The organism is Afipia sp. OHSU_II-C1, from assembly GCF_000497575.1.
GTDB lineage: Bacteria > Pseudomonadota > Alphaproteobacteria > Rhizobiales > Xanthobacteraceae > Afipia.
The window spans coordinates 134,842-148,034 of the sequence record NZ_APJI01000010.1 but is presented as its reverse complement, the minus strand read 5'-3'; the positions used below and the strand labels follow the sequence as shown (position 1 = coordinate 148,034).

Genomic DNA, 13,193 nt, shown 5'->3' with positions numbered 1-13,193 from the left:
AGGCGCTTTATGAGCCGTTTTACGATCCACGATCTGGCAGCCACCATCGATGCCCGCGCGGCGTCGGGCGGAGATGCGTCCTATACCCGCAAGCTGCTGGACAAGGGCGCGGATCACTGCGCCAAGAAGCTGGGCGAGGAGGCGGTGGAAACCGTGATCGCCGCCGTTGAGAACAACCGCGATCATCTGATCGCCGAGAGCGCCGATCTCGTCTTCCATCTTCTGGTGCTGCTGAAGTCGCGCGGCATCAGTCTTGCCGATGTCGAAGACGCGCTGGCGCAGCGCACTCAGATGTCGGGCCTTGAAGAGAAAGCTGCGCGCAAGCGCGATTAGTTCAATTCCGGCAGACGCGGGGATACGCGGGTGCCGGGCAGGAGGGAATGGCTCATGGATGTGAGAGCCGACCAGGTTCAGTACAATCCCTACCGCGTTTTCTCGCGCGCACAGTGGGCCGCCCTGCGCGACGACATGCCGATGACGCTGACCGCCGAGGAAATCGCGCGGATGCACTCGATGCATGATCGCCTCGATATCAAGGAGGTCGAGGAAATCTATCTGCCGCTGTCGCGCCTGCTGTCGTTTTATGTCGCGGCGGCCCAGCGCCTGTTCGTCGCGCAGCGACATTTCCTCGGCATCGAAGATCGCAAGATGCCCTACATTATTGGCGTCGCCGGATCGGTGGCGGTGGGCAAGTCGACCACGGCCCGTGTGCTGCAAGCGCTTCTGGCGCGCTGGTCGCCGCGGCCCAAGGTGGATCTTGTCACCACCGACGGCTTTCTGTTTCCGAACGAGATTCTGGAGCGCGAAGGCCTGATGCAGAAGAAGGGCTTTCCCGAAAGCTACGACCTTCCGGCGCTGCTCAGCTTCCTGTCCGACATCAAGGCCGGCCGCCGGCCGGTCCGCGCGCCGGTCTACTCGCATCTCACCTACGACGTCATTCCCAACGAAGGCGTCGAAATCGACCGGCCCGACATCCTGATCGTTGAAGGCGTCAACGTGCTGCAAACCGGACGTCTGCCGCGCGACGGCAAGGCCGTTCCGTATGTGTCGGACTTCTTCGACTTCTCGGTCTATATCGACGCGGAGGAGCCGATCCTGCGCGAGTGGTATGTCGAGCGCTTTCTCACGCTGCGCGACACGGCGTTCCGCGATCCGCGGTCCTACTTCAATCGCTACGCCAAGCTGTCCGACAAGGAAGCGACCGATCGGGCGCTTGAGCTCTGGACCACCATCAACCTGGTCAATCTGGAAGAGAACATTCTGCCGACCCGGCCACGCGCGACGCTGATCCTGAAGAAGGGCAGCGACCACGTGATCGAGGACGTTCAGTTGCGCCGGCTGTAGGCAGAGTTTTCTTCGTCATTGCGAGGAGCGGAGCGACGAAGCAATCCAGCTTCTCCCAAAAGTGGATTGCTTCGCTGCGCTCGCAATGACAGTCAGATGGATCATGCCGCGTGACGCGTTGCGTCGGCGCCGAAGTGATCGAGATAACGGCCGGAGATCGCCGACACCGGCATGACAACCAGTACATCCGTGGTGCCAAACTGGTGGTCGACTACGGCGCCATCGCCAACGAAGGCGCCAACCCGAAGATAACCCTTGATCAGCGGCGGCAGCATCCGCAGCGCCGCCTTGGTGTCGATATTCTCTTTCGCGATACGGTTCATGTCCACCCGGCGCGAAGGATGAGCGCTGGCACGCCAGCCTTCCGGCGCGGCTGCGAAGTGGTGCAGGAACGACAGCGGCAATGCGAGCCGGTCGGGATCTGTGCCCTCGAAGCTGGCGCAGCCGATCATCACATCGAGATTATGCCGGCGCACATAGCTCCACACGCCGTGCCACAGCAATTCAACAGTTCGCTTGGTGCGATAGGGCGGCAATACGCAGGAACGGCCGAGCTCGAGGAACTTCAAGCCTGTCTGCCGCTGCATCAGACCTGAAATGTCGAACTCGTCACCGGTGTAGAAACCGCCGTGTTTTTCGGCGACATCCTGGCGCAGCAGCCGATAGGTGCCGACCACGGGCTGCTTGCCGCTCATTGTCGGCTTGGCGGCATGATCCACCACCAGCAGGTGATCGCAGATTTTGTCGAACGCATCCTTGTCGCGCTGTGCCAGCATGGTCGCGGCGTCGGCGATGGCGGAGCCGTTCTTGTAGAACACCTTGTAGCGCAGCTTCTGCGCGCGCTTCACGTCGCTCTTGGATTGAGCAAGACGGACTTCCAGCGAGCCGATCTTGCCGAGGCGCGCGGGTTGTATCATCTCCGGCACGGCCTCGCCGCGCAGGCTTGAGTGCAGAAGGTTTGGCATCAGCCAGGTGGCGGCGGTCGTTGCGGCCGATTTTGCATGAGCGGGCCGGAGCATCTGCACCAGCGGATTTTGGCGAAATACTTCAAGCGGGCTTCGAACGGCCTGCTGTCGAAATGTTTTAGAGTTTGCATCCGGCTTCGTCAGCGCCGGTTTGTTGCCGCTCATGGCTTCCTCGCGGCTGCGCGCATTGATTCGTCAAGCGCAGCCCTGAGGTATCAATAATCATGGTCGTGATACGGATTTATGACACCGCAACGCGCAGCGATGGTGGGGTTCAGGCATTCACCGTGCGTGATGACGCAGTTGCCGCCAGTGCATCCGTCAGCTTGTCGCGGTCGAGCGGCTTGACCAGAAAGCCGTCCATGCCCGCTTCGAAGCAGGCATAGCGATCATCCACCAGGGTGTTTGCCGTTAGCGCAAGAATTCTCGTTCGTTGCGGGCTGCGCTCCGCCTCAAACGCGCGAATTCGTTTCGTGGCCGCGATGCCGTCCAGCTTCGGCATATGGATGTCCATCAGCACCACATCGTAAGGCGTGCCGGCGCCGTCTGCAGCCAGCCATGACTCCAGGGCCTCCTCGCCGTCGGTGGTGATGACCGGGCGATGACCCATGCGCGTCAGCAACGACCGGATCAGGAGCGCGTTGATCTCATTGTCTTCCGCAACAAGGATCGAGAGCGGACGCTGCGCAATCTGCTGCGAGACAATAGTCGAGGATTCGATCGCAGCTTCGGTGTCGTCAGGAAGTTCCGGCACCAGCGCTGCGCCGGGCATCGACAGACGTGCAGCCAGCGATGTCGCACGCAGCGGCTTCACCAGATATCCCGTGAACAGAGCCATCATGCCGGGCGCGATATCGCGGCGCGCCGACGGCGTAAACATCGCAATCCGGTGCATGGCATGGCGTGAGGCGGTCTCGGCGAAATCCTGCAACTGCGCATCGCCGCTCGTGCAATCGACGAGGATTGCGTACCACGAACGCTCCGGCAGCAATGCGCGTGCGATGGCGGCGTCCGCCACCGTGCAGGTCTGTGCGCCCCAGCGTCCCAGGCGCCGGGCAATCAGCGAGGCTTCGATCGACTGCGGGCCGACCAGCATGACCGACCTGTCTGTCAGATCGGGTGCGAGGAAGGGCGACGCAACGCCATCGCTGTGCGCTGCCGGCGCGAGCGGAATCGAGAACGCGAATGTTGCACCGGCGCCTTCGGCGCTTTCCAGCGTGATCCGCCCGCCCATGCGCCGGACGATACGCTCGCTGATGCTGAGCCCCAGACCCGTCCCGCCGTAATTGCGCGCCGTACCCTCGGAGGCCTGTTCGAACTCTCGGAAGATCCGCTGCTGCGCTTCCGGCGCGATGCCGATGCCCGTGTCGCGGACAAGGAAGGAGATCTCACCGGGCCAGATTCCAGGCTCCACGATCAGGGCGACGCCGCCGGCGGGCGTGAACTTGATGGCGTTGCCGGCGAGATTGAGCAGGACCTGCCGCAGCCGCGCCGCGTCGCCAATCACCTCGGCCGGTAACCGCTCGTCGACATAGGATGCAATCTCGAGCTTGCGCGCCTGCGCACGGGGCGCGAGCAATTCGGTGATCTCCTCGATCATTGCTGCGAGTGCAAACGGCCGGTGTTCGAGATCGATCTTGCCTGCTTCGATCTTGGAGAAATCGAGAAGCTCGTCGATCAGCGCCATCAAGGCGTCGCCGGATGTCTTCACCGCCTTCGCGTAGGTCGCCTGTTCTGCGGTCAGTGCTGTGTCGAGCAGCAGGTTGCTCATGCCGATGATGCCGTTCAGCGGTGTGCGGATCTCGTGCGACGCCATGGCGAGGAATTTCGACTTCGCCCGGTTGGCGGAATTGGCGATGTCGCGCGCTTCGGCAAGAGCCCTTTCGGTCTCGGCGCGGTCCGTCACATCCCGGCCGACGCATTGCAGATCGGCGGGCTGATAGGCATCGCCGCGCACAAGGCCCTCGCGCCATGCGACCCAGCGCGGACCCATCGCGCTATCGATCTTCTGGTCGTGAGCCCGTGTCCCGTTCGGCTCGATCGCAACGGCGCCCTGTTCCAGCACGGGAAGCGTGAACCGTGTCCCGATCAGAGCCTCGCGCGGTTTGCGTGCGAGGGCGCAGTAAGCGTCGTTCACTGAGGTGATGATTCCGTCGCTGTCGCGCAGCACTATCAGGTCGCTCTGGGATTCGAACAGGCTGCGCGCATGTTCCTCGGCGCCCTTCAGTTCCCAGTTGCGGTCGGCCAGCGCTTCATTGTGCAGTTCGATCTTGCGCATCTTCTTCCGCAGCCAGCGCATCCGCATGCTGAGCGTGGCAAGCGCCAGACAGGCCAGCGCGAACAGGAAGCTCGCACCGAGGGCGAAGCTGTGCGGATCGTAGGTCTCGCTGCGGCTTCCGGTAATGAACCCGTAGGCTCCGCCAAAAGCTGCGGAGAAAATCATCACCGAGCGGATCGTGGCGCTGATCCAGGGATGCCGGCGGGAAAAAGGGCGAAGCCGGGATCGGATGCGCAAGGCTCGCAGCATTGGTGTCCGCTCCGCGGTTGGGATCGTGCGTGAGGAAAGTCCGCGCAAGAATGTGTTGGGGATGTTTCGAAGAGTTTGAAGCGCGCGCGGATCGCCGGCGGCGATCCAAACGTGGCTAACGAGGCGTTAACGCCGGGATAGATCGCTGCGGCGTCACATCGACCGCTCGGCCAGGCGGACGTTGTGCCCGGCGCTGACCACGAGGGCGGCTGCGTCGCGCGGGCTGAACGTCCGCGATTGCACGAAGATCCGGTAGTCCGCGCCGGATTCTTGGGACAGATAGATCACCGGATCGGATGTTGAAGCGTGATCGACGATGCTGACGAATGTTGTATGACGGGAGACCGTGCAACTATCTGTCTCGGCGGTCTGCAGGCCGTCGATCACGGCGAAGTCCGCCATGTCGGCGTTGTCGACCACCTGAACCCGCACGGTGGCGACTTCCGGATCGTCGGTGAAGGAGACATGAAGCGGATTTTGCCATGGGCCGGTTGCGATCTGCATCGAAGCCCGGCCCAGCGCGATGCAGGGGCTCGCGCCCGGAACCAACTCTCCGCCGGCAACCACGCCGGCCAGCAGCAGCGGAATGGTCGAAGCCAGGATCTTCACACGCAACATGGGACGCTACTCGCAACACGGGTTACCGCCAAAGCCGCCACGACAGGGCGGTTTATGGTTTTTGAAGTGTAAAGAGAGATCGTTACTGAAGGGTTTGCGGGCGTGGATATGAGCTACGCCGCGCGGCGTAAATCTTCAGCCAGCGCGCGGTAGGACAGGGCCTCGGCGAGATGAAGCCGCCCGATGGTGTCCGCGCCGTCGAGGTCGGCGAGGGTGCGCGCCACCCGCAGCACGCGGTGATAGCCGCGTGCCGACAGCCGCATGGTTTCTGCGGCGTCGCGCAGCAGCTTTTGCCCCTGCGCATCGGGCTGCGCGATCTCTTCCAGCACCGCGGCCGGCGCTTCCGCGTTGGTGCGGACGTGCGGCAGGCCCAAGGCCGCATAGCGCGCGATCTGAACGGCGCGGGCCGCGGCGACACGCGCCGCAACTTCAGCGGAGCCTTCCGCAGGCGCCGGAAGAATCAGGTCGGATGCGGTCACGGCCGGCACTTCGATGCGCAGATCGATGCGATCCATCAGCGGTCCGGAAATACGGCCCTGATAATCCGCGGTGCATCGGTCGATGCGGCCGCGCTTGCAGGAATAGCCGGGTTCATAGGCATGTCCGCAGCGGCAGGGATTCATCGCCGCCACCAGCATGAAACGCGCGGGGTATGTCACGCGATGGTTGGCGCGCGACACCGCGACCTCGCCGTTCTCCAGCGGCTGGCGCAGCGAATCCAGCACGCGTGCATCGAACTCCGGCAGTTCGTCAAGAAACAGCACGCCGTGATGGGCCAGCGAAATTTCACCGGGTTTTGCGCGCATGCCGCCGCCGGTCAGCGCGGCCATGCTTGCGGAGTGATGCGGCGCGCGGAACGGCCGCCGCGCCGTCAATGCGCCGCCTTCGATTTCGCCCGCGACAGATGCGATCATCGAAATCTCGAGCAGTTCGGACGGCGACAGCGGCGGCAGGATCGAGGGCAGCCGCGCCGCGAGCATCGACTTTCCCGCGCCGGGCGATCCGATCATCAACAAGTGATGACCGCCGGCGGCGGCGATCTCCAGCGCGCGCTTGGCGCTTTCCTGGCCCTTGATGTCGCGCAGGTCGAGCGATGCGATCTGGCGTTCGGTGATCTTCGGCTCGGGCCGCGTCAGAACCTGTGTGCCCTTGAAGTGGTTGGCGATCTGAATCAGCGACGCCGCGGCAACGATCTGAATTTCGGGGCTGGCCCAAGCCGCTTCCGCGCCGCAGGCCGCCGGGCAGATCAGTCCCTCGTCGCGCGCGTTCGCTCCGATCGCTGCGGGAAGCACGCCCGCGACAGGCGCGATCGAGCCATCGAGCCCGAGCTCACCGAGTACCGTAAATCCGCTCAGCGCATCGGGCGGGATCGCGCCGATGGCAGCCATCAGCCCGAGGGCAATGGGGAGATCGTAATGACTGCCTTCCTTGGGCAGGTCGGCGGGCGCCAGATTGACGGTGATTCGCCGGGCCGGCAGCGCAAGGCCCGAGGCGATCAGGGCGGATCGCACTCGTTCGCGGGCTTCAGACACTGCCTTGTCTGGCAGGCCTACGATGGTGAAAGCGGGCAATCCGGGCGCGACCTGAACCTGCACGTCCACCGTGCGGGCTTCGATGCCTTCAAACGCCACCGTGGAAACGCGCTGAACCATGGCTCCCTCGCCCCCGCCACAACCCTAGCAGGAACTTTCTGGAGCGCAAGAACATTTAGGGAACATTCGGGGGAAACCTGCGGCAGGAGGACGTGCCTTCTGCCGCAGGTCAGCAGTCAGAGATTCATGATCATCGGCTCGGGGATGTAGCGGAAGCCCTCGCCGGCCTTCACAACATGGCCGTAGCCTGGCCATGGGAAGTGATAGGACATCACCGCCGTCTTGTTGGCCGCGATCGTGTCCAGCAGCTTGACCCGGGTGGCCGCGGCCATCTTCGGATCGGAGTCGTAGGCGAACTCCATCTTCGGCCGCTCCAGCAGCAGCACCTGATGGTGGGTGAGATCCCCGAGGAATGCGAACGACTTTCCACCCGACTGGATCATGAAGATGTGGTGGCCGAAGGTGTGGCCGGGCGCGGCTATCGCGGTGATGCCCGGCAGGAATTCCTGGCCGTCCTTGAAGAACACGATGCGGTCGCGCACCGGCATCAGGTTCTTGCGGGCGTGTGCGATGAAATCCTTGAGTGGACCGTCCAGTTTCTTTTCGTCGGTCCAGAACTCGAGATCGGCCTGGCTGATGTAGACCTGCGCATTCGGAAACAGCGGCTTGCCGCCTTCATCGACAATGCCGCCGATATGATCGATATGCGCGTGCGAGCAAACGATCGCATCGACATCCTCCGGCTTGAGACCGGCCTCGGTGATGCTCTTCTGCAAACGCCCGGTGGTCGGTCCAAAAAGTTTCGACGTGCCCATGCCGGTGTCGAACAGGACAATGCGTTCGCCGAAATTCACGATCGGCGCGTTCTGTTCGAGAACGACATTGCTGGGGCTGAGGAAATTATCGCTCAGCATCTTCTGCACGTCTTCCTTCGGCACGCCGAGGAATGTGCCGGATGGATCGCCGAGCGGCAGCGGCCCGTCGGAAACCACCGTGACTTCGGCGTCGCCGAGCGTGAAGCGATGAAAGTAGGGAGCCTGCGTGCCGAGCTTTGGCGCGCGCGCCATGGCAGCGCCGCTCATCATTGTTGCGCCAAGACTTGCGCCGAGTCCTGCACCAAGAGCAAGGAGAGATCGTCGCGAAACATCAATCGTCATGCGTTCCTCCGTTGAATTTTGTTGTTGGCCGCTTATGGTCGCGGTCGCGATTATGAGGCGCGTTGCGATGCACTGGCAAGGACCGGCATGCGCACGCATGCGCAGTGTCACGCCGGCTTCAAAATTGGCGAACTGGAATGTCTCGAAAAATCAGGCGGGCTGATTTGCGGCGTGGGCGCTGGCGTGCGGAACCAGCGTGACGTCCCTGTCGTCGACCTTCGGCGAGATGCGAAGTCCGAACACATGCGGAAAGCGCATGATATCGACATTGAAGTCCGCGGTGGTCACCGGCGTTGCGGCGGCGGCGGATTTCGGTGCGTAGAGCCGGCCCCAGATATCGACACCGGCGAATTGCGGCAACTGGGTCAGACGCAGGTTGCCGATGGTGCCGTCGAATTTCAGCAGATGGCGTGAGCGGTCGTTCATCATCAGCACCCAGCCGTCGATGGCGTGACCGGCATCATTGGTGATGGGGCAGGCGATGATCATCGCATCTGGCGCGGTGCGGAACAGGTGATCGTAGATCTCGGTCTGATGATTGATCAGCTCCGAATAGACCACGAGGATAACGGCGCCGTCGGTGACCTTGATCGGCAGGATCAGGCGCTGCCAGAGCTGGCCGGTTTGCGACCAGGTTGCGGTAAAGCGGACGAAGGCGGGGGTGAGGCGCTTGGCCACCTGACGATAGACGTCGGCGAATTCCCGCTTCAGCGGATTGACCTGCTGCGACAGCAGGCTGCCTGCCAGATGTTCGCTGGCGTTGGCCTGAACCGCCTCGCCCACGTACATGTAGACGAAGTCGTCATTGATCGTGAGCAGATGAATGGAGTTGGCGCGAAGCTGATAGGAGCTTTCCTCTGTCAGCCGCTGCAGGGTCAAGTCATTGGTATCGTTTAGAGTTTTCCACTTGACCCACAGGAATTCCATCGCAGCGGTGGTCAACTCGCGCGGAATCGATGTGCCGTTGAAGACTTCAATTGCCATTGGCCAGCCCGTTTCGGTGCACGCATACCGCGTATCCGGTAGCGGCACACTCCCCCTGCCGCGAGATTGGCAGAAGGTGGTCAGCAATTGATTAAGGCCATCAAATGCATCGCAGACGCGTGGCGCGACAGGGATCGCTGACAGGCGATGGCGTCATTATTCATCAGAAATTTTCAGCGGCGCTTGGCGGCGATGACATCCCAGATCTTTGCCGCAACATCGGGCCCGCCGAGCCGGGCAATCGCGCGGATGCCGGTGGGCGAAGTGACGTTGATTTCGGTCAGATGACCGTCGATCACGTCGATGCCGACGAACAGGAGGCCGCGCTCGCGCAGCGCGGGTCCCAGCCGTGCGCAGATTTCGCGCTCGCGTGGCGACAGATCGGTTGCAGCGGCCGCGCCGCCGCGCACCATGTTGGAGCGCAGATCGTCCGCTGCGGGGACACGATTGACCGCACCGGCGAATTCGCCGTCGACCAGGATGATGCGCTTGTCGCCATGCTTCACTTCGGGGAGGAAGCGCTGGATTACCCACGGCTCGCGGAACGTCACCGAGAACATGTCGTAGAGCGAACCAAAATTCATGTCGTTCGGCGTGATCCGGAACACCGCCGCACCGCCATGGCCGTAAAGCGGCTTCATCACCACGTCGCCATGCTCGGCGCGGAATGCGTTGATCTCGTCCTTGTCGCGCGAAATCAGCGTCGGCGGCATCAGGTCCGCAAACTCCATCACGAATATTTTTTCCGGTGCGTTGCGCACGCTGGCCGGATTGTTGACAACCAGCGTCTTCGGATGGATGCGTTCGAGGAAATGCGTCGTGGTGATGTAGGCGAGATCGAACGGCGGGTCCTGCCGCAGCAGGATCACGTCGAAGGATTCGAGATCGACGCGCGTGGCATCGCCCAGCGTGAAGTGATCGCCTTCCTGATCGCGCACGGTCAGCGGCTGGACTGCCGCAACCAGCTGCTCGCCCTTCAGGGACAGTTTTTCCGGCGTATAGTAGGACAGCGCATGGCCGCGCTTCTGCGCTTCGAGCAGCAGCGCGAATGTCGAGTCGCCGCGAATGTTGATCCGTGCGATGGGGTCCATCTGGACGGCGACGTTCAGCTTCATGCTTTAAACCTGACTGTTGACCTGTTGCGGCGGCAATCTGTGCGATTTGGCGCGATCTTTCCAGAACAAATCCGCGCAACCCTGCCCGTCAGACACTGGCATCGAACGCCGCCATCAGGTGCTTTGGCAGGTGCTTCGGCGCGATCAGGACCACATCGAAGCGCATTTCGAAATCCGCATGCTCGGGATGCGTCATCAGCCAGAACTGGGCGGCGGCGACAATGCGCCGCTGCTGTTGGGGAGTGACGGAGTACGCCGCGTCGTCCAGCGAGGCGCGCGCCTTGACCTCGACAAAGGCGAGTAGTCCCCGCCTCCGTGCAACGACGTCGATTTCGCCATAGGGCGTACGAAACCGACGCGCCAGAATACGATACCCCTTGGCGATCAGGTAAACGCAGGCCTTACTCTCGGCAGACATGCCGGTCTGGAACGCGGCCACGCGCGCAGGCGAGGGAATTTTTGCTGGGCGGTCCTCGTGCGCTGAATTCGTTGGCGCGATAGTGCCGCGCGTCTTGAGCGTTCGCGGTGGCGGATCGCTATTCCGCGTCATCGCCGCTCCGCGTTTCCTTCGAGAGTTCAAGCGCGCGGGCATAGACCTCGCGCTTGGCGCGACCCGATGCGTCGACTGCCTGCGCGACTGCATCCTTGACGCTACCGTTCGCCAACGCGGAGCGCAGCAGATCGTCGAGCGCATCATTGCTCATCAGCCCGGCGTCGGCGGCGGGCGGCCCGATCACCAGAACGAATTCGCCGCGCGTCTCCAGCGTGTCGGCGATCGCCGCGAGTTCATTCACCGTCGCGCGGCGCACCTCCTCATGCAGCTTGGTCATTTCGCGGCAGATCGCGGCTTCGCGCTCGCCCATGACGCCAGCAAGATCTTGCAGAGAATCCTGCACCCGTGCGCCGCTCTCGAACATCACCAATGTTGCGTCGATGCGCGCAAGCTCGGCGAGGCGGGTGCGGCGTGCATTTTGTTTCGACGGCAGGAAGCCCTCGAAGAAAAAGCGATCCGTCGGCAGCGCCGCCACCGATAGCGCCGTCAGCACCGACGACGGTCCCGGCAATGCGATCACCGGGAAACCCGCCGCGCTGACCTCACGCACCAGTTTGAAGCCGGGATCGGAAATCAGCGGCGTTCCGGCATCGGACACCAGCGCGATGGACGCACCTTCCGCGAGCTTCTCCAGAATCTTCGGCCGCGCCGCTGCGGCGTTGTGCTCGTGATACTGCATCAGCGGTGCGGCGATGGAGAATCGTTCAAGCAGCCGCCGTGTGATGCGGGTGTCTTCGCAGGCCACAATGTCGGCGCCGGCGAGGGTTTCCAGTGCGCGCAGCGTGATGTCGCCGAGGTTGCCGATGGGCGTTGCGACCAGATACAGGCCAGGCGCGGCTTTCGGCGCATGCACAAGCTGCCCTGCGATCGCGAAACTGCGGGTGGAGTCGGAATCAGGTAGTGAAGCGGGAGATGATTTGGTGCGCATCGGGGCAATCTAGCGCGGCAGCGCCGCCGCGTCTTGTTCGCACCTGCAATAGCTGTTCATCTCCGGTTGTGCTGGAATGTGCAAAAAGCCTTTGATCCGGCTCGCTTATAGCCGACAATATGCCTGAATCCTCTTCCACACGTGTCTGAGGATCGATACCCGGAAGACAATGATGGTTGCGCCGTTCACTCCAAAGCCTCCACGCACCGGCGCGACCCGCCGCAGTGCTGTCGGCCTGATTCTGGGGGCGCCTCTCCTTGCCGGTTGCGCCGGAATGCAGTCGCCGTTCTCCGGTGGCGAGCAGCCTGCCGGCCCGCCACAGCAGCCGGCGGCGGTGGGCAGCGGCCAGGTCAAGGTCGGGCTGCTGCTGCCGCTGTCCGCATCCGGCAATGCCGCCGTGGCCGCGCAATCGATGCGCAACGCCGCAGAACTGGCGCTCGCCGAATTCCAGAATCCGAACATCCAGCTTCTGATCAAGGACGATAACGGGACGCCTCAGGGCGCACAGCAGGGTGCGCAGCAGGCCGTCGATGAAGGCGCTGAAATCATTCTCGGGCCATTGTTCGCCCAGTCGGTGCCGGCCGCCGCGCAGGTCGCGCGCAATCGCGGTATCTCGATGATCGCGTTCTCGACTGACTCGAGCGTTGCCGGACGCGGCGTCTATCTCCTGAGCTTTCTTCCCGAGTCGGACGTCAACCGGATCGTTGAATACGCCGCAGGCACCGGCAAGCGATCCTTCGCAGCCCTGCTGCCGGAAAATGCCTACGGCAACGTGGTCGAAGCCGCGTTCAAGCAGGCCGTCCCGCGCCGGGGCGGGCGCATTGCCGCGTTTGAGAAATACGGCGCCGATCGCGCGCAACCCGCAGCGACCATCGGCCAGGCGCTAACCAATGCGGATTCGTTGCTGCTCGCTGACGATGGCGACGCGCTGGCCGGAGTTGCGGATTCGCTTGCCGCGGGCGGAGCTGATCTCAAGCGTGTGCAATTGCTCGGCACGGGTCTCTGGGACAATCCCCGCGTGTTCGCGAACACCAATTTGCGCGGCGGGCTTTATGCTGCGCCCGATCCATCCGGCTTCCGCAGCTTTTCCCAGCGCTACCGTGCGAAGTACAGCGGTGATCCGGTCCGGACCGCCACGCTTGCCTATGATGGAGTTGCGCTGGTTGCGGCGCTCGCGCGAACACAGGGCGGCCAGCGGTTTTCGCCGGAGGTCCTGACCAATCCGTCAGGTTTTGCAGGTATCGACGGGCTGTTTCGATTCCGCAGCGACGGCACCAATGAGCGCGGTCTGGCGGTGATGCGCGTCACGGCCGGCGGCGGACAGATTGTCGCCGGATCGCCGAAGAGTTTTGGGGCGTAGAAAGTTTTTTCTTTACCTCTCCCGTGGGGAGAGGTCGATGCACGAAGTGC

12 protein-coding genes are annotated in these 13,193 nt (G+C 63.0%); 3 read left to right on the top strand and 9 right to left on the bottom strand.

The annotated features are described in order from the left end of the window. Positions 1-9: 9 nt before the first annotated feature. Both I554_RS0110240 and coaA read left to right on the top strand, forming a co-directional pair. Entirely contained in the window at positions 10-333 is a 324-nt protein-coding gene (locus I554_RS0110240; RefSeq protein WP_024576774.1) for a phosphoribosyl-ATP diphosphatase, read from the top strand. A 54-nt stretch (positions 334-387) separates the two neighbouring features. Continuing rightward, positions 388-1,344: a type I pantothenate kinase gene (gene coaA / locus I554_RS0110235; RefSeq protein WP_024576773.1), complete on the top strand. Its 957-nt coding sequence runs from the start codon at positions 388-390 to the stop codon at positions 1,342-1,344. A gap of 101 nt (positions 1,345-1,445) precedes the next feature. Here coaA and I554_RS0110230 read toward each other — a convergent pair whose 3' ends face one another. From I554_RS0110230 to rsmI, 9 genes are all read right to left on the bottom strand, one after another. Then, positions 1,446-2,474, bottom strand: a complete 1,029-nt coding sequence (locus tag I554_RS0110230; RefSeq protein WP_024576772.1) for a GNAT family N-acyltransferase — start codon at positions 2,472-2,474, stop codon at positions 1,446-1,448. 109 nt (positions 2,475-2,583) lie between these two features. Beyond that, complete coding sequence (locus tag I554_RS0110225) at positions 2,584-4,836, bottom strand: ATP-binding protein (RefSeq protein WP_024576771.1); 2,253 nt, start codon at positions 4,834-4,836, stop codon at positions 2,584-2,586. A gap of 153 nt (positions 4,837-4,989) precedes the next feature. Next, the gene (locus tag I554_RS0110220; protein ID WP_024576770.1) at positions 4,990-5,454 is read right to left on the bottom strand and encodes a hypothetical protein; all 465 of its coding nucleotides are present in this window, start codon (positions 5,452-5,454) and stop codon (positions 4,990-4,992) included. A 113-nt stretch (positions 5,455-5,567) separates the two neighbouring features. Further along, a complete protein-coding gene (locus I554_RS0110215; RefSeq protein WP_024576769.1) occupies positions 5,568-7,106 on the bottom strand; it encodes a YifB family Mg chelatase-like AAA ATPase in 1,539 nt (512 codons plus the stop codon). Positions 7,107-7,222: 116 nt separating this feature from the next. Beyond that, a complete protein-coding gene (locus I554_RS0110210; protein ID WP_024576768.1) occupies positions 7,223-8,203 on the bottom strand; it encodes an MBL fold metallo-hydrolase in 981 nt (326 codons plus the stop codon). Between the two features lie 150 nt (positions 8,204-8,353). Next, on the bottom strand, positions 8,354-9,187 hold the full coding sequence (locus tag I554_RS0110200; RefSeq protein ID WP_024576767.1) for a hypothetical protein: 834 nt from the start codon (positions 9,185-9,187) through the stop codon (positions 8,354-8,356). Positions 9,188-9,360: 173 nt separating this feature from the next. Further along, complete coding sequence (gshB, locus tag I554_RS0110195) at positions 9,361-10,302, bottom strand: glutathione synthase (protein WP_024576766.1); 942 nt, start codon at positions 10,300-10,302, stop codon at positions 9,361-9,363. A gap of 88 nt (positions 10,303-10,390) precedes the next feature. Beyond that, complete coding sequence (locus I554_RS0110190) at positions 10,391-10,852, bottom strand: YraN family protein (RefSeq protein ID WP_034461802.1); 462 nt, start codon at positions 10,850-10,852, stop codon at positions 10,391-10,393. Then, positions 10,839-11,783: a 16S rRNA (cytidine(1402)-2'-O)-methyltransferase gene (gene rsmI, locus I554_RS0110185; protein WP_024576764.1), complete on the bottom strand. Its 945-nt coding sequence runs from the start codon at positions 11,781-11,783 to the stop codon at positions 10,839-10,841. The genes I554_RS0110190 and rsmI overlap by 14 nt, the downstream gene beginning before the upstream one ends. Before the next feature lie 172 nt (positions 11,784-11,955). On the opposite strand from rsmI, the gene I554_RS0110180 reads away from it, so the two are divergent. Continuing rightward, positions 11,956-13,143 (top strand): penicillin-binding protein activator, encoded by a 1,188-nt coding sequence (locus tag I554_RS0110180; protein WP_024576763.1) that lies wholly within the window; start codon positions 11,956-11,958, stop codon positions 13,141-13,143. The last annotated feature ends 50 nt before the right edge of the window (positions 13,144-13,193 follow it).